Origin of the sequence: Stutzerimonas xanthomarina DSM 18231 (genome assembly GCF_900129835.1) — a bacterium.
GTDB lineage: Bacteria > Pseudomonadota > Gammaproteobacteria > Pseudomonadales > Pseudomonadaceae > Stutzerimonas > Stutzerimonas xanthomarina.
Genome location: NZ_FQXA01000005.1, coordinates 87150 through 108786 on the forward strand (window position 1 = coordinate 87150; position 21637 = coordinate 108786).

Annotated in this window: 23 protein-coding genes; 22 read left to right on the forward strand and 1 reads right to left on the reverse strand. The window is 60.0% G+C overall.

What is annotated here, in order from left to right; all coding sequences use genetic code 11:
* Position 1 precedes the first annotated feature (1 nt).
* From fliJ to flhB, 13 genes are all read left to right on the forward strand, one after another.
* A complete protein-coding gene (gene fliJ, locus BUE09_RS13870; protein WP_073301518.1) occupies positions 2-454 on the forward strand; it encodes a flagellar export protein FliJ in 453 nt (150 codons plus the stop codon).
* A gap of 174 nt (positions 455-628) precedes the next feature.
* On the forward strand, positions 629-934 hold the full coding sequence (locus BUE09_RS13875; protein WP_073301519.1) for an STAS domain-containing protein: 306 nt from the start codon (positions 629-631) through the stop codon (positions 932-934).
* Positions 934-2640, forward strand: a complete 1707-nt coding sequence (locus BUE09_RS13880) for a fused response regulator/phosphatase (RefSeq protein WP_073301520.1) — start codon at positions 934-936, stop codon at positions 2638-2640. The genes BUE09_RS13875 and BUE09_RS13880 overlap by 1 nt, the downstream gene beginning before the upstream one ends.
* Complete coding sequence (locus BUE09_RS13885; RefSeq protein WP_073301521.1) at positions 2633-3025, forward strand: Hpt domain-containing protein; 393 nt, start codon at positions 2633-2635, stop codon at positions 3023-3025. The genes BUE09_RS13880 and BUE09_RS13885 overlap by 8 nt, the downstream gene beginning before the upstream one ends.
* A 121-nt stretch (positions 3026-3146) precedes the next feature.
* The gene (locus BUE09_RS13890) at positions 3147-4376 is read left to right on the forward strand and encodes a flagellar hook-length control protein FliK (protein ID WP_073301522.1); all 1230 of its coding nucleotides are present in this window, start codon (positions 3147-3149) and stop codon (positions 4374-4376) included.
* Between the two features lie 202 nt (positions 4377-4578).
* Positions 4579-5109 carry a flagellar basal body-associated protein FliL gene (gene fliL, locus BUE09_RS13895; RefSeq protein ID WP_073301523.1) on the forward strand — a complete coding sequence of 177 codons (531 nt, stop codon included), beginning with the start codon at positions 4579-4581 and terminating at the stop codon, positions 5107-5109.
* 12 nt (positions 5110-5121) lie between these two features.
* Entirely contained in the window at positions 5122-6093 is a 972-nt protein-coding gene (fliM, locus tag BUE09_RS13900; protein WP_019340602.1) for a flagellar motor switch protein FliM, read from the forward strand.
* Positions 6094-6133: 40 nt separating this feature from the next.
* Positions 6134-6604, forward strand: coding sequence for a flagellar motor switch protein FliN (gene fliN, locus BUE09_RS13905; protein WP_019340603.1), 471 nt, complete (start codon positions 6134-6136; stop codon positions 6602-6604).
* A gap of 1 nt (position 6605) precedes the next feature.
* A complete protein-coding gene (gene fliO / locus BUE09_RS13910) occupies positions 6606-7025 on the forward strand; it encodes a flagellar biosynthetic protein FliO (protein ID WP_073301524.1) in 420 nt (139 codons plus the stop codon).
* Complete coding sequence (fliP, locus tag BUE09_RS13915; RefSeq protein ID WP_073301525.1) at positions 7025-7801, forward strand: flagellar type III secretion system pore protein FliP; 777 nt, start codon at positions 7025-7027, stop codon at positions 7799-7801. The genes fliO and fliP overlap by 1 nt, the downstream gene beginning before the upstream one ends.
* 18 nt (positions 7802-7819) lie before the next feature.
* Positions 7820-8089 (forward strand): flagellar biosynthesis protein FliQ, encoded by a 270-nt coding sequence (gene fliQ, locus BUE09_RS13920; RefSeq protein WP_045425749.1) that lies wholly within the window; start codon positions 7820-7822, stop codon positions 8087-8089.
* 36 nt (positions 8090-8125) lie between these two features.
* Complete coding sequence (fliR, locus tag BUE09_RS13925) at positions 8126-8905, forward strand: flagellar biosynthetic protein FliR (RefSeq protein WP_073301526.1); 780 nt, start codon at positions 8126-8128, stop codon at positions 8903-8905.
* A 36-nt stretch (positions 8906-8941) separates the two neighbouring features.
* Positions 8942-10078, forward strand: coding sequence for a flagellar biosynthesis protein FlhB (gene flhB / locus BUE09_RS13930; protein ID WP_073301527.1), 1137 nt, complete (start codon positions 8942-8944; stop codon positions 10076-10078).
* A 259-nt stretch (positions 10079-10337) separates the two neighbouring features.
* On the opposite strand, the gene sodC is transcribed toward flhB, so the two are convergent.
* Entirely contained in the window at positions 10338-10859 is a 522-nt protein-coding gene (sodC, locus tag BUE09_RS13935; RefSeq protein WP_073301528.1) for a superoxide dismutase family protein, read from the reverse strand.
* A 204-nt stretch (positions 10860-11063) separates the two neighbouring features.
* Here sodC and flhA point away from each other — a divergent pair, with 204 nt between their 5' ends.
* The 9 genes from flhA (at position 11064) to BUE09_RS13980 (ending at position 21545) form a co-directional block, all read left to right on the forward strand.
* Positions 11064-13184 carry a flagellar biosynthesis protein FlhA gene (gene flhA / locus BUE09_RS13940; RefSeq protein WP_073301529.1) on the forward strand — a complete coding sequence of 707 codons (2121 nt, stop codon included), beginning with the start codon at positions 11064-11066 and terminating at the stop codon, positions 13182-13184.
* Positions 13185-13200: 16 nt separating this feature from the next.
* Positions 13201-14478: a flagellar biosynthesis GTPase FlhF gene (gene flhF / locus BUE09_RS13945; protein ID WP_073301530.1), complete on the forward strand. Its 1278-nt coding sequence runs from the start codon at positions 13201-13203 to the stop codon at positions 14476-14478.
* Between the two features lie 91 nt (positions 14479-14569).
* The gene (fleN, locus tag BUE09_RS13950; RefSeq protein ID WP_019340613.1) at positions 14570-15400 is read left to right on the forward strand and encodes a flagellar synthesis regulator FleN; all 831 of its coding nucleotides are present in this window, start codon (positions 14570-14572) and stop codon (positions 15398-15400) included.
* A complete protein-coding gene (gene fliA, locus BUE09_RS13955) occupies positions 15397-16140 on the forward strand; it encodes an RNA polymerase sigma factor FliA (protein ID WP_172830747.1) in 744 nt (247 codons plus the stop codon). The genes fleN and fliA overlap by 4 nt, the downstream gene beginning before the upstream one ends.
* Positions 16141-16257: 117 nt before the next feature.
* Positions 16258-16632, forward strand: coding sequence for a chemotaxis response regulator CheY (locus BUE09_RS13960; protein ID WP_172830728.1), 375 nt, complete (start codon positions 16258-16260; stop codon positions 16630-16632).
* A 23-nt stretch (positions 16633-16655) separates the two neighbouring features.
* Positions 16656-17450 (forward strand): protein phosphatase CheZ, encoded by a 795-nt coding sequence (locus tag BUE09_RS13965; RefSeq protein ID WP_073301531.1) that lies wholly within the window; start codon positions 16656-16658, stop codon positions 17448-17450.
* Positions 17451-17462: 12 nt separating this feature from the next.
* Entirely contained in the window at positions 17463-19655 is a 2193-nt protein-coding gene (locus tag BUE09_RS13970) for a chemotaxis protein CheA (protein ID WP_073301532.1), read from the forward strand.
* Positions 19656-19704: 49 nt separating this feature from the next.
* Positions 19705-20805, forward strand: a complete 1101-nt coding sequence (locus tag BUE09_RS13975) for a protein-glutamate methylesterase/protein-glutamine glutaminase (protein WP_073301533.1) — start codon at positions 19705-19707, stop codon at positions 20803-20805.
* Positions 20805-21545 (forward strand): flagellar motor protein, encoded by a 741-nt coding sequence (locus BUE09_RS13980; protein ID WP_019340619.1) that lies wholly within the window; start codon positions 20805-20807, stop codon positions 21543-21545. The genes BUE09_RS13975 and BUE09_RS13980 overlap by 1 nt, the downstream gene beginning before the upstream one ends.
* Positions 21546-21637 lie beyond the last annotated feature (92 nt).

Sequence of the window (21637 nt, forward strand, 5' to 3'; positions counted from 1 at the left end):
CTTGCCAGCCAGCCGAGCGGCGCGCCTGGCGCCGGTGATCGATATGGCCGAGCGTGCCGAGCGAGAGGCCGCGAAGCTGTTTGGGCAGGGCCAGACCCAGGTCGCCCAGGCTGAAACCAAGCTCGGCGAGTTACGACAATACTTTGCCGATTACCAGCAGCAGTGGATGGCGCAAGGCAGCCAGGGTGTATCTGGCCAATGGCTGATGAACTATCAGCGTTTTCTCTCTCAGCTCGAATCGGCCATCGGACAACAGCAGCGCAGCCTGGACTGGCACCGTAACAACCTCGACAAGCTGCGTGAACAATGGCAGCAGCGACGCGCGCGGCTCGATGGCCTGCGCAAACTGGTCGAACGCTACCTGCAGGAGGCGAGGATCGCAGCGGACAAGCGAGAGCAAAAATTGCTGGACGAGTTTTCCCAGCGACTCTCGGGTCGGCCCAGGCAGGATTGAAGCTTGCTGTGCCGGGCTTTGGGTGCTAAATCTTCATCAGCTTTCTTTACAACGGCGCGGCTGGAATTGAAGCTGCTGGCGCTGGACAAGGCGCCAGTCAGCGGCCATCACCAACCCAGCAATAACGACAGCCGTGGCGAAAGGCTACGACCTCGTTCGGATCAGGAGTGCTAGATGACCATCAGTTCACAGCTATCGGCCGATGGACAGGAGCTGACCATTACGATTCAGGGGCGCTTTGATTTCAATACTCATCAGGCCTTTCGCGATGCCTATCAGTGTGCCGGGAGTTCGCCGCGACGCTATGTGGTCGACCTCAACGGCGCGACCTATCTCGACAGTTCTGCCCTTGGCATGTTGCTCTTGCTGCGTGATCATGCGGGCAGCGATAAGGCCGATATCCGCCTGATCAACTGCAATTCGGATGTTCGCAAAGTCCTTTCGGTTTCCAACTTCGAACAACTGTTCGCGATCGCCTGATGCCTCGCCGGCTCTCCATACTCATTGCCGAGGATGGTGCGGCTGATCGCATGCTGTTGGCGGCTATCGTCCGCCAGCAGGGCCATCATGTGGTGACCGCCGCCAATGGCGCTGAAGCGGTGGAACTGTTCGAGCGCGAGCGCCCACAGCTGGTATTGATGGATGCATTGATGCCGGTGATGGACGGCTTCGAAGCGGCACAGCAGATCAAGCGGCTGGCTGGCAATGAACTGGTGCCGATCATCTTTCTCACCTCGCTGACCGAGAATGAAGCGCTGGTTCGCTGTTTGGAGGCGGGCGGCGATGACTTCATCGCCAAGCCCTACAACCCGATAATTCTGGAAGCAAAGATCCAGGCCATGCACCGCTTGCGGCGATTGCAGGCGACGGTGTTGGAGCAGCGTGATCTCATCGGGCACCGCAATCAGCAATTGCTCGACGAGCAGCGCGCGGCCAAGGCCATATTCGACAAGGTTGCCCACGCCGGCTGCCTGAACGCCCCCAATATCCGTTACCGGCAGTCGCCGCGTGCGCTGTTCAACGGCGATCTGTTGCTGGCTGCCGACGCACCCGCCGGCAGGATGTTCGTGCTGCTCGGCGACTTCACGGGCCATGGACTGCCGGCTGCGATCGGGGCCATGCCGCTGGCCGAAACCTTTTACGGAATGACTGCCAAGGGCTATTCGAGCAACCAGATCCTTCGTGATATCAACGCCAAGCTTAAGTTGATCCTGCCGGTCGAGATGTTCTGCTGCGCCACCTTTCTCGATATCAGCCTCGAGCAGGGAATTTTGCGCGTATGGAACGGTGGATTGCCGGACGGTTATCTGCTCAAGGCAGCGGACAACGAGCGGTTGCCGTTACGATCGAAGCATCTGCCGCTTGGGGTGCGCGAAGCATCGTCATTCGATGACAGCTTTGAGACGCTGCCGCTGGCGGCGGGTGATCGCCTGCTACTGCTATCGGACGGGCTGCTGGAGAGCCGAAACGCCGACGATCAGCTGTTCGGCGAGCAACGGTTGCTTGCCGTGATGGAGGCCAACGGCAACCCGGCGACCTTGTTCGACGACATTCAGGAGGCACTCCATACCTTTCATGGTCAAATACTTGACGATTTGAGCCTGGTCGAAGTCAGCATGTTCATCGAGCCGGGCACGGCAGCACTTCATCCGCTTCATGCTTATCCTCTGGGAAGCCGAGAGCGGCGCCCGAGGGACTGGTCGACCTGCTTCGAGCTGCGCCCCGACAGTCTGCGCACGGCTGACCCGTTGCCCATGACGATGCAGCTTCTGCTGCAGATCTCACCTTTGCGCTACCGTATCGGCACGATTTTTACCGTGCTGACCGAGCTTTACTCCAACGCCTTGGAGCATGGCGTGCTGTCGCTCGATTCATCGATCAAGCGCGACGCAGAAGGCTTCGCCAGCTATTACCGGGAACGCCAACAACGGCTGGACGCGCTTGATGAAGGCTTCGTGTCCATCGAGCTGACCGTCAAGTCTGAAGGGGCGAATGGGTATCTGCGCATCGCTGTCCGCGACAGCGGAGCGGGGTTCGACGTGCAGCGTGCACTGAATCAGCAATATTGCAGCGAGCGCCTGGGCGGGCGAGGCCTGCGCATGATTCGCCAGTTGAGCGAACGCTTTCATTGGCAGCCCGACGGCAAGGTACTCAACGTGGAGTTCCATTGGTCCGGTCATGCATAATTCGCCGTTTACAGCCGGGAGTAACTCCGTGGCCGAGCATCTCGACAGCAGTGTGTTGGAAACGCTACAGGCCGTAATGGAAGCGGAGTATCCGGCGCTGCTGGATACTTTCCTCGTCGATTCGGAAGAGCGACTGCGCCTGTTGCACGCGGCCTGTCGGAGCGGCCAGGCAGAGAGCTTGCGGCAGGCCGCGCACAGCTTCAAAGGCAGCTGCAGCAACATGGGCGCCGCGCTGCTGGCAGAACTTTGTCGCGAGATGGAGGAAACCGCCAGGCGCGATCAGCTCGATGAGACACCCGCGCTGATCGAGCGCATCGAACGCGAATTTGCCATCGTGCGCATTCTCTATCGCGCCGAACGCCAGCGTTGGGGCGGGCCTGGCTGATCGTCAGCTGTGCCCCCCGGCGTGCTGCGGGTCGCTACGCTGTGACGGGACTTCGGTCCGCTACTAACTGGCCCGGAGTTTGCTTGATCATGGGCACGTCCCCATCCTCAGCGGAAAGATCATGGCCGTTTCCCCCGATCTGTTGCTCAATATCAAGGCGCCGACCACTGCCGCCAAGTCAGCGGGCAGTTCCTCCAAGCCTGCTCCTCAATCCAGTCGGGACGAGGCTTCCAGCTTCGCCAACGTTTACGCAAAAGAGCGTCAGGGGAAGCCTGCCGAAGCGCAGAGTGCGGCGGCGAAGCCAGCCCAAAACAAGCCAGCTGGCGAGGAGTCGAGTCAGGAAACCGACAAGGCGAGCGGCAGCGAACAGCCGATAGCGCCCGAGACCGGCAATGACTTGCCCACCAGCACCGAGACGGCCGATGACAGCGTGTCGAACCCGGAGGCCGAGCTTGACCCGTTGCTGCTGTTCGGCATGGGCGGCCAGGGTGAAGCCGGCACGGAACAGCCGGTCGCCGAGTCGGCTCTGGCCGGCAGCGAATTTCTAGCAGGCCTGACACCGCCGCAGGCGGCTGCAGAACATATCGAAGGGGAGGAAACGGTGCTAACTGGGCAGCGGGCGCTGGAGATTCAATCCGCCGCTCAGAAGAGCCCTGTAGCGAACCTCGTTCCAACGGACCCCACACTGGACGCCCAGGAAGCAGTCTCGACGAGCCTGTTGGCTGATGAGCTAGTCGACGAGGCCGACGAAAGCTCGTTGGAAGAAGGCTTCGCCGAGCTGCTCGAGACGCTGGAAGCGCCCAAAGAAAGCCGCACGAGCGCCAGCGAAGCGGCGATCAATCGGCTTAGTCCACTGACTCAAGCGATCACGCAGCAGAACCAGATGCAGCAGCTACACAGACCGCCAATGGTGCCTGGCCAACCGGTCCAGATGCAGCAGTCCGGTTGGAGTGAGGCGGTAGTAGACCGGGTGATGTGGCTATCCAGCCAAAACCTCAAGTCGGCCGAGATCCAGCTTGATCCCGCTGAGTTGGGGCGCATGGAGGTTCGGATCGACATGAACAAAGACCAGACGCAGGTGACCTTCATGAGTCCCCATGCGAACGTCCGCGAGGCGCTGGAAGGCCAGATGCAGCGATTGCGTGACAGTTTTGCCCAGCAGGGCATGACCATGGATGTCAACGTTTCTGACCAGTCGCGCGGCTGGCAGGGCGAGAGCGGCGGCGATTCGCGTAACCGTGGCGTTGCCGGGGCGTTGGCCGCGGGGGAAGAAGAGATTATCCAAGGCACGATGGAAATCAGCGGCGGCCGTGCCGGTGGTGACCGTGGTCTGGTGGACTACTACGCGTGAATGTAACCAACTGACCGGAACCGGGCTTCGCGCCCGGTTTTTTTTGCTTGCGGCACCGCGCGATTCAATCTATTCGTCTGCAAAAAAGCGATGCGGTGTGGCAATCGTTTACGCTGCCTGTTCGCTGGTCGATACTTTGGCATAGCAGTTGCTCGCATCGTTGTGAGGCGAGTGAAAACACTTGTGATGACGGATATTTGGCATGGCGAAGAAACAAGGACCACCGGACGTTCCGAGTCCTGCGGCTGCGACCGAAGGGAAGGGCAAGCTCAAACTGATCATCATGATTGTTCTGGGATTGCTGTTGGCGGTGGGGGTGTCGGTGGGCGCTACTTTGTATTTCATGTCTCGAGGCGAATCAGAACAGCCCGCGGATGAGGCTGCCAAAACTGATGCCGCGCCCCAGCGGCAAGCGGCGATCTACGAAGTGCTGGCGCCGGCTTTTATTGTCAACTTCACCAATGCCAATGGCCGCCAGCGTTACATGCAAGTCAGCGTTGCGCTGATGTCACGGGATCAAACAGCGCTCGACGGATTGAAGGAACACATGCCCTTGTTACGCAATCAACTGGTGATGTTGTTCTCCAGTCAGGACTTTGCCAGCCTGGCGACGCCTGTCGGCCAAGAGATGCTGCGGCAGCAGGCGACTGCCAGTGTTCAGGAGCTGGCGCAGAAGGAAATCGGGAAGCTCGCGATCGAGCAAGTCCTGTTCACCAATTTCGTATTGCAATAGGGGTCGTTTCAGATGGCTGTTCAAGACCTGCTCTCGCAAGACGAGATCGACGCGCTCCTGCACGGAGTCGACGACGGTCTGGTCGATACCGAAAGCGATTCCGAACCGGGCAGCATCAAGAGCTACGACCTGACCAGCCAGGACCGAATCGTTCGGGGGCGCATGCCCACCCTGGAGATGATCAACGAACGTTTTGCCCGCTACACACGCATCAGCATGTTCAACCTGCTGCGTCGCTCGGCAGATGTTTCTGTCGGTGGCGTTCAGGTGATGAAGTTTGGTGAGTACATACATTCGCTGTATGTACCGACCAGTCTCAACCTTGTGAAGATCAAGCCGCTGCGGGGCACGTCGCTGTTCATCCTCGATGCCAAGCTGGTGTTCAAGCTAGTCGATAACTTTTTTGGCGGCGACGGTCGGCACGCCAAGATTGAGGGGCGTGAATTCACACCCACCGAGCTGCGTGTTGTGCGAATGGTGCTGGATCAGGCATTCGTCGATCTGAAGGAAGCCTGGCACGCGGTGCTCGACGTCAACTTCGAGTACGTACATTCGGAAGTAAATCCGGCGTTGGCTAATATTGTCAGCCCCAGCGAAGTGGTAGTGGTGTCGACGTTCCATATCGAGCTGGAAAGCGGCGGTGGCGATTTCCACATCACCATGCCGTACTCGATGATCGAGCCGATCCGCGAAATGCTCGATGCCGGTTTCCAGTCCGACGTCAGCGATCAGGATGAGCGCTGGGTCAATGCATTGCGCGAAGACGTGCTCGATGTGAGCGTGCCGCTCAGTGCGACGGTGGTACGGCGCCAGCTCAAGTTGCGCGAGATTCTCAACATGCAGCCGGGTGATGTGATCCCGGTGGAAATGCCCGAAGACATGATTATGCGCGCCAATGGCATGCCGGCGTTCAAGGTCAAGCTGGGTGCGCACAAGGGCAACCTGGCGTTGCAAGTGCTCGAATCCGTACTGCGACCACGTTGATTCAGTCTTTATTCAATTACCCGCCGGTCGAGGATTAGCGATGGCAGACGAACACGAAAACACTTCCGCTGAAGAGCAGGCGCTGGCCGACGAGTGGGCTTCGGCGCTGGCTGAAGCCGGTGACGCCAATCAGGATGACATCGATGCCTTGCTGAACCAGGGGCCGGCGACGGCGCCCGCGCCACCCCGCGCGCCGCTGGAAGAGTTTGGTAGCAGTCCGAAGGCGGCCGCCGTGTCCGCTGGCCTGGAAGGGCCGAACCTGGACGTCATTCTGGATATTCCGGTTTCCATCTCGATGGAAGTTGGCAGTACCGAAATCAGTATCCGCAACCTGCTGCAGCTCAATCAGGGCTCTGTCGTCGAACTCGATCGCCTGGCCGGCGAGCCGCTCGATGTACTGGTTAACGGCACCTTGATCGCGCACGGCGAAGTGGTGGTCGTGAACGAAAAGTTCGGCATTCGTTTGACTGATGTGATCAGTCCGAGCGAACGCATCAAGAAGCTACGCTGACATGCGGATCTTGGCCTTTCTCTCGGTGTTTCTGGCTTTGCCAGTAATGGCTGCCGAGCCGGCTGCAAATATGAGCAGCACCGGCATGGGTGGGCAGATGACCAAGTTGCTGCTCGGCCTGCTGCTGGTGATCGGGCTGATTTTCCTGCTGGCGTGGTTGCTGCGTCGTATGCAGCAGTTGAATCCGCGCAGCAACCAGGCGATCAAGCTGATTTCCAGCCATGCGCTCGGCCCCCGTGAGCGGCTGGTGCTGGTGCAGGTTGGTAGTGAGCAGGTGCTGCTCGGCCTCAGTGCCGGTCGAATTACACCGCTGCATGTGCTTGAGGAGCCGGTACATCTGCCGGACGCCGAGCCTGCCAATCCGGAGTTTGCCCAGCGCCTGATGGAGCTGCTCGGGCGGGACCATAAGGACAAGCTCTGATGCTTCGATTGTTGTTGGCGGCCGTGCTGATCCTGGCCGCCCCGTTCGCCGTGGGCCAGGATGCCGGTGGTTTGATCGCGCAGGGCGACAATCCGCTGTCGATCCCGGCGATCACGCTGAGCACCGATGCCGAGGGCCAGCAGGAATACTCCGTCAGTCTGCAGATCTTGCTGATCATGACCGCGCTGAGCTTCATTCCGGCGTTCGTCATGCTGATGACCAGCTTCACCCGAATCATCATCGTCTTTTCCATCCTGCGTCAGGCATTGGGCCTGCAGCAGACGCCGTCGAACCAGATCCTCGTTGGCCTGACCATCTTTCTGACGCTGTTCATCATGGCGCCAGTGTTCGAACGGATTAACAACGAGGCGGTGCAGCCATATCTGAACGAGCAACTGTCTGCACCGGATGCGATAGCACGGGCCGAAGTACCGTTGAAGAATTTCATGCTCGCGCAAACTCGCGAGAGCGACCTGGAGCTGTTCGTGCGGCTGTCTCGCCGGACCGATATCCAGACGCCGGACGCAGCGCCTCTAACCATCCTGGTCCCAGCATTCGTGACTTCCGAGCTGAAAACCGCGTTCCAGATCGGCTTCATGATCTTCATTCCGTTTCTGATCATCGACATGGTGGTCGCCAGCGTGCTGATGGCTATGGGCATGATGATGCTCTCGCCGCTGATCATCTCGTTGCCGTTCAAGATCATGCTGTTCGTGCTGGTTGACGGCTGGGGACTGATCATCGGCACGCTCGCCAGCAGTTTCGGCACGCTTTAGGGCAATACGGAGACACGCATGACACCCGAAGTCGCGGTTGACCTGTTTCGTGAGGCCCTCTGGATGACCGCCATGATTGTTGGCGTGCTGGTCGTGCCGAGTCTACTGGTCGGCCTGGTGGTGGCGATGTTCCAGGCGGCTACTCAGATCAACGAACAAACCTTGAGCTTTCTGCCGCGCTTGTTGGTCATGCTGCTGACGCTGATCTGGGCCGGGCCTTGGCTGGTTCGAGAGCTGATGGAGTACACCCAGGGGCTGGTCCAGAACATTCCGCTGATCATCGGCTAGTCATGATCATCGAAGACTCTCGCAAGCGGTGCGCCAATGCTTGAGCTCAGCGATGCTCAGATCGGTGCCTGGGTCGGGCAATTTCTGCTGCCGTTGTTTCGCATTGCGGCGCTGCTGATGAGCATGCCGATTATCGGCACCCAGTTGGTGCCAATGCGGGTTCGGCTTTACCTGGCAGTCGCGATTGCAGTTGTCCTCGTCCCGGGGTTGCCAGCGGTGCCGGTGGTGGAGGCGTTGAGCGGGCAGGCGCTGGTGCTGATTGCCGAACAGATCCTCATCGGTGTCATGTTGGGCTTCGTGCTTCAGCTGTTCTTCCAGGTATTCATCGTCTCCGGGCAGTTGCTTGCCATGCAGATGGGCCTTGGCTTCGCGTCGATGGTCGACCCGGCCAACGGTGTCTCGGTGCCGGTGATCGGCCAGTTCTTCAATATGCTGGTGATTCTGCTGTTCTTCGCCATGAATGGGCACTTGGTGGTGCTGGAAATCCTCACCGAGAGCTTCGTGACCTTACCCATTGGCGGTTGGCTGGTTGGCACCAACCACTTCTGGGAGGTGGCCGGTAAGCTTGGTTGGGTGCTGGGTGCCGGGTTGCTGCTGGTGCTGCCGGCGATCACCGCGCTGCTGGTGGTTAACCTCGCCTTCGGCCTGATGACCCGCGCCGCGCCGCAGTTGAATATTTTCTCGATCGGTTTCCCGCTGACGCTGGTGCTTGGTTTGATCATCGTCTGGATCGGCATGGCCGACATTCTTGCGCAGTACCAGACCTTCGTCAGTGAAGCGCTGGCGATGCTGCGCGAACTGATCGGCCTGCGCTGATGCTGATCTGTTCCCTAACGCTGGCGGAGGCCGAATATGGCTGAGAGCGAAAGCGGCGCCGATAAAAGCGAGGAGCCCACGGAGAAACGCATCCGTGAGTCGCGCGAAAAAGGCCAGCTGGCCCGTTCCCGTGAACTGAATACGGTGGCGGTGACGCTGGGTGGCATTGGCGGTCTATTAGCGTCTGGTGGCAGCCTGGCTGGCAGCCTGATGGCCGTCATGCAAGGCAGCTTCGAGCTCAGCCGTGAAACCCTGCTGGACGAAGGCGCCATGGTGCGACTGCTGATGAGCAGCGGCATGATCGCGCTCGAAGCCATCATGCCGTTGCTGATCGTGCTGCTGGTGGTGTCCATCATCGGCCCGATCTCGCTGGGTGGCTGGCTGTTTTCTGGCAAGGCGATGGCGCCCAAGTTCAGCCGGATGAACCCCGGTCCCGGCCTGAAACGGATGTTCTCGACCAAGGCCCTCGTCGAGCTGCTGAAAGCGCTGGGCAAGTTTCTCGTAGTGTTACTGGTGGCGCTGGCGGTGCTAGGTGCCTATCAGGACGACCTCTTGTCGATTGCCAAACAGCCGCTGGACCTAGCCATCATGCACAGTGTCGAGGTGGTGGGCTGGTGTGCGCTGTGGATGGCCTGTGGTTTGATCCTGATTGCTGCGGTGGACGTGCCTTTTCAGCTCTGGGACAACAAGCAGAAGCTGATGATGACCAAGCAGGAAGTGCGCGACGAGTACAAGGACAGCGAGGGCAAGCCCGAGGTTAAATCGCGGATTCGCCAGCTGCAGCGCGATGCGGCCCAGCGGCGGATGATGCAGGCGGTCCCGGAGGCGGATGTGGTCATCACCAACCCGACGCACTTCGCCGTGGCGCTCAAATACGACGGCAGCAAGGGCGGGGCGCCGATGCTGGTGGCAAAGGGTGGGGATTTTGTCGCCCTGAAGATTCGCGAAATTGCCAACGAGCATCACGTGACAGTGCTCGAATCCCCGGCTCTGGCGCGAGCGGTGTACTACTCGACCGAGCTTGACCGGGAGATTCCGGCGGGGCTGTACCTCGCTGTGGCACAGGTACTGGCGTACGTGTATCAGCTACGCCAGTACCGCTCCGGCAAGGGCAAGCGGCCCGATCCGTTGAGCAGTCTGCCCATTCCACCGGACTTGCGCCGTGATGAATGATCGAGGGAAAACGTTCTCTGTATAACGTTTGATGCTTCGAGGTTTGAAACGTTGGGCGTGGAGCCGTCCGGTAGGTTAGTCCGCCGTCGGCTCCGTGTTCATCTTCTTGGCGGGTTGAGCCGTCATACCGGGCTGGTGGGCTGAAGCCCACCCTACGACGGTCATCATTCGACTTACACCCGGTAGGGTGGGCTTCAGCCCACCAGTGCGGATCTGAACCGGGTCGCAGAAGCGCAACCCGACGAAACCTGAAGCCGCGTTACTCGATCACGCCGCAGGCGACCCGAGCGCCTCCACCGCCGAGCGGTTTGGGTTCATCAGAATAATTGTCGCCGCCTTCATGAACCATCAGCGCGTGACCTTTGAGATCGCCCAGGCTTTTCAGGCGCGGCGCCACGACTGGTTGGTTGGCATTACCTTCGGCATCAACCACCAGAACCGGCAGATCACCCATGTGCCCTTCACCCCAAGGTTCGCCGTGCTTGCCAGCGTTCTTCGGATCCCAGTGGCCGCCAGCCGCAACCGCTGCTGCCGGCTTGCCATCTTTCTCTGCCGGCTGGCAGCTGCCATTGGCGTGGACGTGAAAGCCATGCGCGCCGGCATTCAGGCCAGACAGGTCGGGACGAAATACCAGGCCCTGATCGGTGGTTTCGATCTTCACGGTGCCGACGGCGCTGGCGACGCCCTGGTCGTTGACCTTGTTCATGTTTACTGAAAGGGTTTCGGCCTGCACGCCCATTGCGGCGCAGCCGGCCATTGCAGCGATTAACCACTGTTTCATAGCACGCTCCTGTACTGACTAAGTGGGGCAGCGTTACACCGCCCCGTCGAGTGTCTGACTGTCTCGGCCCAGACGCGTTCGGTTGGCCCGCCGTGGCCTTGCGTGGTCGTATCGAGGCTCGACCAAAACTGGACCCCTTCTTGCTATAGCCCGGACAGGGCGCGTTTTTGCGTCAATTCTTTGTTCTTGTCTGGCGGGGTTTACGTGGATCGCTCGCAACTCATCAATTTCGGCAATGGCCTAGCGGGCGCAGGGCGCGGCAACCTCGGAGTGCCACTGCTGTTGCTGGTGATGATGGGCATGATGATGTTGTCGGTGCCGCCGTTCCTTCTGGACCTGCTGTTTACCTTCAATATTGCCTTGTCGATCGTCGTGTTGCTGGTCAGCGTCTACGCGCTGAGGCCACTGGATTTCGCTGTATTTCCGACGATTCTGCTGGTCGCCACGCTGATGCGTCTTGCGCTCAACGTGGCGTCGACGCGGGTGGTGCTGATCAATGGCCATGAGGGCGGCTCAGCGGCTGGCCATGTGATCGAGGCCTTCGGCAACGTGGTGATCGGCGGCAACTACGTCGTCGGCATCGTCGTATTCGCGATCCTGATGATCATCAACTTCGTCGTGGTCACCAAGGGTGCCGGGCGAATCTCCGAAGTCAGCGCGCGCTTCACCCTTGATGCCATGCCTGGCAAGCAGATGGCGATCGACGCCGACCTTAACGCCGGCCTGATCGATCAAACTGAAGCGAAAGTGCGCCGGGTCGAAGTCGCCTCCGAGGCGGATTTTTACGGTTCGATGGACGGTGCGAGCAAATTCGTTCGCGGTGATGCCATTGCAGGCCTGCTGATTCTGTTCATCAACCTCATCGGCGGCGTCGGCATCGGCATGGCGCAGCACGGCATGAGCTTCAGTGAGGCGGGGCAGGTTTACGCGTTGCTGACGATCGGTGACGGCCTCGTTGCGCAGATCCCGTCGCTGTTGCTGTCGACGGCCGCTGCCATCATGGTGACCCGCGTTACCAGTTCCGAGGACATGGGGCAGCAGGTCAACCGGCAGATGTTCGCCTCGCCCAAAGCGCTGGCGGTGGCGGCGGGCATCATGATCGCCATGGGCCTGGTGCCGGGCATGCCGCACATGTCGTTTCTCGGCCTCGGTGCGGTGGCAGCAGGTGGCGCCTATTGGATCTGGCACCGTCAGAAGCAGGTCTCGCAACAGGCCGAGCAGGATGTCCAGAAGCAGCAGGAGATGCTTCCGGCCCAGCGGGCCGCCGAGACCAAGGAACTGGGCTGGGATGATGTGACCGCGGTGGATATGGTCGGCCTGGAAGTCGGCTACCGGCTGATCCCCTTGGTTGACCGCAATCAGGGTGGACAGCTGCTGGCCCGGATCAAGGGCGTGCGCAAGAAGCTGTCCCAGGATCTCGGCTTTCTGATGCCGTCGGTGCACATTCGTGACAATCTCGACCTGCTGCCCAACGCCTACCGCTTGACGCTGATGGGCGTCAGCCTGGCGGAAGCCGAGGTGTATCCGGATCGAGAATTGGCGATCAACCCGGGCCAGGTGTTCGGCCCGCTCAACGGCATCGCCGCCAAGGATCCGGCTTTCGGCCTGGAGGCGGTATGGATTGAAGCCAGTCAGCGCGATCAGGCGCAATCGCTCGGCTACACCGTGGTTGATGCCAGCACCGTGGTGGCGACGCACCTCAACCAGATCCTGCACAAGCATGCCCATGAATTGCTCGGGCATGAGGAGGTTCAGCAACTTCTGCAGTTGTTGGCCAAGAGCTCGCCCAAGCTTGCCGAGGAGCTGGTGCCAGGGATGATCTCCTTGTCCACGTTGCTCAAGGTATTGCAGGCGCTGCTGCAGGAGCAGGTGCCGGTGCGCGACATCCGTACGATTGCCGAGGCCATCGCCAACGTTGCCGCCAAGAGTCAAGATCCCGCCGCGATGGTGGCGGCAGTGCGTGTCGCGCTGTCTCGTGCAATCGTGCAAAACGTTGTCGGGCTTGAGCCGCAGCTGCCTGTGATCACTCTTGAACCCAGGTTGGAACAGATATTGCTCAATAGTCTTCAGAAGGCTGGGCAAGGCTCGGAAGATGGCATTCTCCTCGAGCCGGGAATGGCCGAAAAGTTGCAACGTTCTCTGGTAGAGGCGGCACAGCGTCAAGAAATGTTAGGCAAGCCGGCGATTCTGCTGGTGGCAGGTCCGGTCCGCGCAATGCTGTCGCGATTTGCCCGGCTCGCCGTACCGAACATTCATGTCCTGGCCTATCAGGAAATACCGGATAACAAGCAGGTCACCATCGTTTCAACGGTGGGTCAGAATTAACTGAGGGCTACAGGCCATGCAGGTCAAACGTTTCTTCGCAGCCGACATGCGTATCGCCATGAAGATGATTCGTGACGAGCTGGGCGCTGATGCCGTGATCACGGGAAACCGTCGGGTCGCAGGCGGCGTCGAGTTGACCGCTGTGCTTGATTATCCGATGGAGTCGGCGGCGGCGAAGCAGCCGAACCCAGCCCTCGAAGCCGAGCTGCGCAAGACTCAGGCGCGTCTTGCCAGCGCTCATGCGGAAATGAGCGGCCCGGCACGCGGGTCGATCGGTCAGGATCGCCAACTGCTTGACGAGAAGCCCTCTGCGGCTGCCCAGGCAACCCCAGGCGCCACTAGCCCGTCGTTCGAGTCACGTGCGGTCGAAGCGATGCAGTCGGAGCTGCAGGGCCTGCGCGAATTGATCGAAGTACAGCTCGGTTCGATTGCCTGGGGGCAGGAGCAGAGCCGCCGTCCACAACAGGCTGGCCTGTGGCGCCGCCTCCAGCGCATCGGCCTACCTGCCGAGCTGTCACGCGCATTGCTGGAAAAAGTTTCGACCGTATCGGAACCACGCCAGGCCTGGCGGATGTTATTGGCGCATCTGGCGCAATCGATCAAGGTGACCAAGGTCGAGCCGCTGGAAGAGGGCGGGGTGATCGCGTTGGTCGGCCCGGCCGGTGCCGGCAAGACCACTACGCTGGCCAAGCTTGCCGCGCGCTACGTGCTCAAGCACGGTCCGCAAAGCATCGCGCTGGCGAGCATGGACAACTACCGCATCGGTGCTCAGGAACAGCTGAAGACGCTGGGGCGGATTCTCAATGTCCCGGTTGTTCAGCTGGACCCGAGTCAACCCCTGAGCAAAACGCTTGCGCCACTGGCCCGTAAGCGGCTGATTCTTGTCGACACCGCTGGCTTGCCGGCAGGTGACTCGATGATGAAGATGCAACTCGAGGCACTGGCGGACCGTGGCATTAAAGCGAAGAATTATCTGGTCCTGCCGGCGACCAGCCAGAGCCAGGTGCTCAAGGCAACTTGGCACAACTACCGCCGGTGCGGACTGGCTGGCTGCATCCTGACTAAACTGGATGAAGCCGGGAGCCTGGGTGATGTGCTGGGCCTGACCATCAGCCAGCATCTGCCCATCGCGTACCTTGCCGATGGGCCGCGCATCCCTGACGATCTGCATCTCCCGCGCAGCCATCAGTTGGTCAGTCGCGCGGTGAGTCTGCAATCGGAAGAGAATCCCAGCGAGGAAACCATGGCTGACATGTTCTCCGATCTGTACAACAGTTCTCGGAAGGTCGGATGAACGCTTTGCTACGTGAGACACACAAAGAAGACGCGTTCGGGCTGAACGCATCGATGGCCCAAGGGCTCCAGCAAGAGATAGGCGTGTGAAAATGGGTATGCATCCCGTACAGGTTATTGCAGTGACCGGCGGCAAGGGTGGCGTCGGCAAGACCAACGTGTCGGTCAATCTGGCGCTGGCCCTGGCTGATCTCGGGCGCCGAGTGGTATTGCTCGACGCCGACCTTGGTCTGGCTAACGTCGACGTGCTACTCGGCCTGACGACCAAGCGCACCCTGGCCGATGTCATTGCCGGTGAATGCGACCTGCGCGATGTGCTGATTCAGGGGCCGGGCGGGGTGCGTATCGTGCCGGCCGCTTCCGGCACTCAGAGCATGGTGCAGCTATCGACGCTGCAACATTCTGGCTTGATCCAGGCGTTCAGCGACATTGGTGATGACATTGATGTGCTGATCATCGATACCGCTGCGGGTATTGGTGACGGTGTGGTGAGCTTTGTGCGCGCCGCACAGGAAGTGCTGCTGGTGGTGACTGACGAGCCCACGTCGATCACCGATGCCTATGCGCTGATCAAGTTGCTCAATCGCGACTACGGCATCAGCCGCTTCCGAGTCCTGGCCAACATGGCCCATGCGCCACAGGAAGGTCGCAACCTGTTCGCCAAGCTGACCAAGGTAACTGAGCGCTTCCTCGACGTGGCGCTTCAATATGTCGGCGCGATCCCGTACGACGAGTTGGTGCGCAAGGCCGTGCAAAAGCAGCGCGCTGTCTACGAGGCCTACCCGCGGGCTAAATGCTCGCTGGCGTTCAAGGCCATTGCGCAGAAGGTCGATACCTGGCCTTTGCCGGCGACGCCGCGCGGTCATCTGGAGTTCTTTGTGGAGCGCCTGGTCAGGCCCGCCGCAGAGCCTAACGAACAATAGCGGCTGGATCCGGTATGTATTACAGCAAAGCTCAGGCTAAAGACTCGCAGTACCAACTCATCGATCAGTACGCGCCGCTGGTCAAGCGCATCGCTTATCACCTTCTGGCGCGGTTGCCGGCGAGTGTTCAGGTCGACGATCTGATGCAGGCCGGCATGATCGGTTTGCTGGAGGCGTCAAAGAAATATGACGCTGGTAAGGGTGCGAGTTTCGAGACCTATGCGGGTATTCGCATACGCGGCGCCATGCTCGACGAGGTGCGCAAAGGTGACTGGGCGCCGCGTTCGGTACACCGGAATTCGCGCATGGTCAGTGAGGCGATTCGGGTAATTGAGGCCAGAACCGGGCGCGACGCTAAAGATCAGGACGTTGCGGCCGAACTTAAATTGAGTCTCGATGAGTACTACGGCATTCTGGGCGACACCCTGGGCAGCCGCCTGTTCAGCTTCGATGACTTGCTGACCGAAGGCGAGCATGGGGAGTTCGAGGAGGATGCTGCCAGCACCCATCCGGAACCGTCCCGCGATCTTGAAGACGAGCGTTTTCAACAGGCGTTGGCTGAGGCCATCGGTAACCTGCCTGAACGTGAAAAGTTGGTGCTTTCGCTGTATTACGACGAAGAGTTGAACTTGAAGGAAATTGGCCAGGTGCTGGGCGTCAGCGAATCGCGGGTGAGCCAGTTGCACAGTCAGTGCGCGGCACGTCTGCGGGCTCGTCTTGGCGAGTGGCGCGCGCGTTAACGACCGGTTTGCAACAAAAGCATTAGAGACCGCTTACGAGCTTCATTCATGAGGCCCGCAAACAGACCGTGAGCAGGTCTCGGATTCGGGTTTACGGAGGTGTACTTGGACAAGAACATGAAAATCCTCATCGTCGATGACTTCTCGACCATGAGACGGATCATCAAGAACCTTTTGCGTGATCTGGGATTTACCAACACCGCTGAAGCGGACGACGGCACGACTGCCCTGCCGATGCTGAAAAGCGGAAGTTTCGATTTCCTCGTCACCGACTGGAACATGCCCGGCATGAGCGGCATCGATCTGCTGCGCGCCGTGCGCGCCGACGAGCGCCTCAAGCACCTGCCGGTGTTGATGGTCACCGCCGAAGCGAAGCGTGATCAGATCATCGAGGCCGCGCAGGCTGGCGTTAACGGATACGTGGTCAAGCCATTCACGGCTCAAGTGCTCAAAGAAAAGATCGAGAAGATCTTCGAGCGCGTCAACGGCTGAAGCAGTACCGCCGCGAGGGCACTATGACGCAAGCAGACCAAGGCCTGGCAGAGTTCGAAGCGACTCTGAAGGCTCATGCACCCCAATTAATTGAAAGTCTGCAACAAGGCCGCTTCGAAGAAGCGACGCAGATGTTTAACGAGCTCAATCAGGCGCGAAATAACGGACTTTATCGAGAGGTTGGCAAGCTCACCCGCGAGCTGCACAACGCCATCGTCAAGCTCGAAATGGACACCTGTGCGACGGGGGGCGACCCGTCGCCAATTACCGACGCCACGGACCGGTTGTCCTATGTGGTGGAAATGACCGAAAAAGCGGCCAACCGCACCATGGACCTGGTTGAAGAATCGGCACCGCTGGTGAATTACGTTAGCTACGAAGCTCAGAGCCTGACTGCCGACTGGCAGCGCTTCATGCGTCGCGATATGAATGCTGAACAGTTTCGCGACCTGGTCAAGCGCATCGATCAGTTTCTCCAGCGCAGCATGAACGATGGCAGTCAGCTGTCGCAGAACCTTAGCGAAATCATGCTGGCCCAGGATTTCCAGGACCTTACCGGTCAGGTGATCAAAAGGGTGACCCGGCTCATTACCGAACTCGAAAGCAACCTGCTTAATCTGGTGCTGATGGCGGGCCAGGTTGACCGCGTGGCGGGCATCCAGCATGACCGCGAAGCGATGCGCGCCGAGCAGGAAATGAAAAAACAAGAAAAACAGCCTTCCAATGGTGAAGGTCCGCAGATGCATGCCGATATACGTGAAGACGTCGTTTCCGGGCAGGACGATGTCGATGATCTGCTTTCGAGCCTGGGCTTTTAGGGGAAGTTAAATATGAGCTTCGACGCCGATGAAGAAATCCTCCAGGATTTCCTGGTAGAGGCCGGCGAGATTCTCGAACTATTGTCAGAGCAGCTGGTGGAGCTGGAAAGCAGCCCCGATGACACAGCCTTGCTCAATGCGATTTTTCGCGGTTTCCATACGGTAAAAGGCGGTGCCGGGTTTCTCCAGCTGCATGAGCTGGTGGAGTGCTGCCACATCGCCGAAAACGTCTTCGACATCCTGCGCAAGGGTGAACGTCGCGTCGACTCGGAATTGATGGATGTCGTGCTGCAGGCTCTGGATGCCGTCAATGAAATGTTTAGCCAGGTGCGTGAGCGTACCGAGGTAACCCCTGCGACCCCTGAGCTGCTGGCAGCTCTGGCCCGTTTGGCCGAGCCGGCCGGAGCGCAGGAGCCAGTGGCCGAAGCACCTGTCGAGCCGGCCTCCGAGCCTGCGGTAACCGCCGACAGTGAATTCGAGCAGTTTCTTGGTGCGCTGGACGAGTCTGCCGAGACCCCGAATTCCAGCGGTGCAGACGAAATCACCGACGAGGAGTTCGAATCGCTGCTTGATCAGCTCCACGGGAAGGGTCAGTTTGCGACTGAACAGGACGCGACCCCGGCTGCACCGGTTGCGGCCGTGCAGCCGTCTGCCAACGACGAGATCACCGATGATGAGTTCGAGGCACTGCTCGATCAACTGCACGGCAAAGGCCAGTTCGCCGAGCCAGTGGCAGCTGCACCTGCTGAGGCGGTTGCCAAGCCTGTAGCCGCAGGTGGTGAGAATATCAGCGACGACGAATTCGAAGCGCTGCTGGACCAGTTGCATGGCAAAGGGAAATTTGAGCCCGACGCAGCCGCTCCAGCCGCAGCTGCAGTGGCGCCCGCTGCTAAGCCTGCACCGGTTGCCGCGCCTGCGGAAAAGAAAGCTGCGCCAGCTAAGTCAGTTGCAAGCGCTGTAGCAAGCAAAGCCGCTGTTCCGGCGAAAGCGGAGCCTGCATCCAAGCCTGCCGCCGCACCGGAGAAGCCCGCGAGCGAGGCGGAGACAACCGTTCGAGTCGATACGGCGCGACTCGATGAAATCATGAACATGGTGGGTGAGCTGGTGCTGGTGCGTAATCGCCTGGTGCGCCTGGGCTCCAACAGTGCCGATGAGGCCATGGCCAAGGCCGTGTCCAACCTCGATGTGGTGACTGCCGACCTGCAGAGCGCGGTGATGAAAACGCGCATGCAGCCGATCAAGAAGGTCTTTGGCCGCTTCCCGCGTCTGGTTCGCGACCTGGCGCGCAGCCTCAAAAAAGAAATCAATCTGGAGCTGGTCGGCGAAGAAACCGATCTGGACAAGAACCTTGTGGAAGCGCTGGCCGATCCGCTGGTCCACTTGGTGCGAAACGCGGTGGACCACGGCATCGAAACACCGGAAGAGCGCGAAGCTGCCGGTAAGCCGCGGACCGGCAAGGTGGTGCTTTCCGCCGAGCAGGAAGGCGACCATATCCTGCTGCTGATCACCGATGACGGCAAAGGCATGGATGCGGACGTCCTGCGCGCCAAGGCGGTTGAGAAGGGCTTGCTCGATAAGGACGCAGCCGATCGCCTGAGCGACCTGGAATCCTACAATCTGATCTTTGCGCCGGGCTTCTCGACCAAGACCGAAATCTCCGATGTGTCCGGCCGCGGCGTCGGCATGGATGTGGTCAAGACCAAGATTTCGCAGCTTAACGGCACGGTCAATGTCTTTTCCAGCAAAGGCCAGGGCTCGCGCGTCGTGATCAAGGTGCCGTTGACGCTGGCAATCATGCCGACCCTGATGGTGATGCTCGCCAACCAGGCGTTCGCCTTCCCGCTGGTCAGCGTCAACGAAATATTCCACCTCGACCTGTCCCGCACCAACGTGGTTGATGGTCAGGAGGTCGTGATTGTCCGCGACAAGGCGCTGCCGTTGTTCTATCTCAAGCGCTGGCTGGTGCACGGAGCCGAGCTCGAAGAGCAGCGTGAAGGGCACGTGGTGATCCTCAACGTCGGCAATCAGAGTATCGGCTTCGTCGTCGATCAGCTGGTTGGGCAGGAGGAGGTGGTAATCAAGCCGCTGGGCAAGATGCTGCAGGGCACTCCGGGAATGTCCGGTGCGACTATCACCGGCGACGGTCGTATCGCCTTGATTCTGGATGTCCCGAGCATGCTCAAGCGCTACGCGCGCCGGATCTGATCAGTAGCCAGCGGTGTCTTCACGGACCGCTGTCGCTAGGAGTTGTTTTATGGCAGTCAAGGTCCTGGTGGTGGACGATTCCGGCTTCTTCCGCCGTCGTGTATCGGAGATCCTTTCCTCAGACTCGAACATTCAGGTGATCGGAACCGCGACCAACGGGCGCGAGGCGATCGACCAGGCGCTGGCGCTGAAACCGGACGTCATCACCATGGATTACGAGATGCCGATGATGGACGGTATCACCGCAGTCCGGCAGATCATGCAGCGCTGCCCAACGCCGGTGTTGATGTTCTCCTCGCTTACCCACGAAGGCGCACGGGTCACGCTCGATGCGCTGGATGCGGGCGCCGTCGACTTTCTGCCCAAGAATTTCGAGGACATCTCGCGAAACCCGGACAAGGTCAAGCAGTTGCTCTGCGAGAAGGTGCATAGCATCTCGCGTAGCAATCGCCGTTTCAGCAGCACCGTTAGCGCTCCGGCTGCTCCTCCCCAGGCAGTGCGTCCGATTGGCACCTCTTTGGGTAGCACAACCCATGCGAGGCCTGCCGCGCCAGTCCATGCGGCGTCGACGCCGGCGCCTCGGCGCAAGCCGTACAGGCTGGTCGCCATCGGCACCTCGACCGGTGGGCCGGTGGCGCTTCAGCGCGTGTTGACCCAGCTGCCCGGAAACTTTCCGGCGCCTATCGTGCTGATCCAGCACATGCCCGCGGCCTTTACCAAAGCCTTTGCCGAACGCCTGGACAAGCTTTGCAAGATCCGCGTCAAGGAAGCCGAAGACGGTGATCTGTTGCGTCCCGGCCTCGCACTGCTGGCGCCCGGCGGCAAACAGATGATGGTCGACGGGCGCGGTACGGTGCGTATCCTGCCGGGCGACGAGCGTCTCAATTACAGGCCCTGCGTCGATGTCACCTTCGGCTCCGCCGCCAAGGCTTACGGCGACAAGGTACTGGCCGTGGTGCTGACCGGCATGGGGGCTGATGGCCGCGAAGGGGCGAGGATGCTCAAGCAGAGCGGTAGCCAGGTTTGGGCTCAGGACGAGGCCAGTTGCGTCATCTATGGCATGCCGATGGCAGTGGTCAAGGCCAACCTCAGCGACGCCGTCTACGGGCTCGATGACATTGGTCGCCGCTTGAGCGAGGCGTGCATCTGATGGATGTACTCAGCCTGATCGGGCTGGTCCTTGCGTTTGTTGCCATTGTCGGGGGTAACTTCCTCGAAGGCGGGCATGTTTCGGCGCTGCTAAACGGGCCAGCCGCATTGATCGTACTCGGCGGTACGCTCGGTGCGGTGCTGCTGCAGACGCCCATGGCGGTATTCATGCGTGCGATGTCTGTGATGGGTTGGATATTTTTCCCGCCGCGCATCGACATGGTTCGTGGAATCAGTCTGGTCACGGGATGGAGTGCCACGGCGCGCAAGGAGGGGCTGCTTGGTCTTGAGCCGATCGCCGAAACCGAGCCTGACCCCTACGCCCGCAAAGGCTTGCAGCTGCTGGTCGATGGGGCTGAGCCGGAAGTGATTCGCAGCATTCTCGAGGTTGACCTGTATACGCAGGAAACCCGCGATCTCAGGGCGGCGAAAGTGTTCGAGAGTATGGGCGGCTATTCCCCCACGGTCGGCATTATCGGTGCGGTGATGGGGCTGATCCATGTCATGGGCAATCTCGCCGATCCCAGCCAGCTGGGCAGCGGTATTGCGGTTGCATTCGTTGCCACCATTTACGGCGTGGCCTTTGCCAACCTGTTGGTGTTGCCGATGGGCAACAAGCTCAAAAGCGTGGTGCAGAAGCAGACCGCTTACCGCGAAATGTTACTTGAGGGCGTTCTGTCGATTGCTGAGGGAGAGAACCCGCGTTCAATCGAAATGAAGCTCCAAGGTTTCCTCGATTGATAACCCTTCAGCAACGGTGCGTATGCTTCGCGCTGCGGGTCTGGGAATGAACATGGCAAACGCTTTATCCACTACGCTCTGCCCAAGCGCCG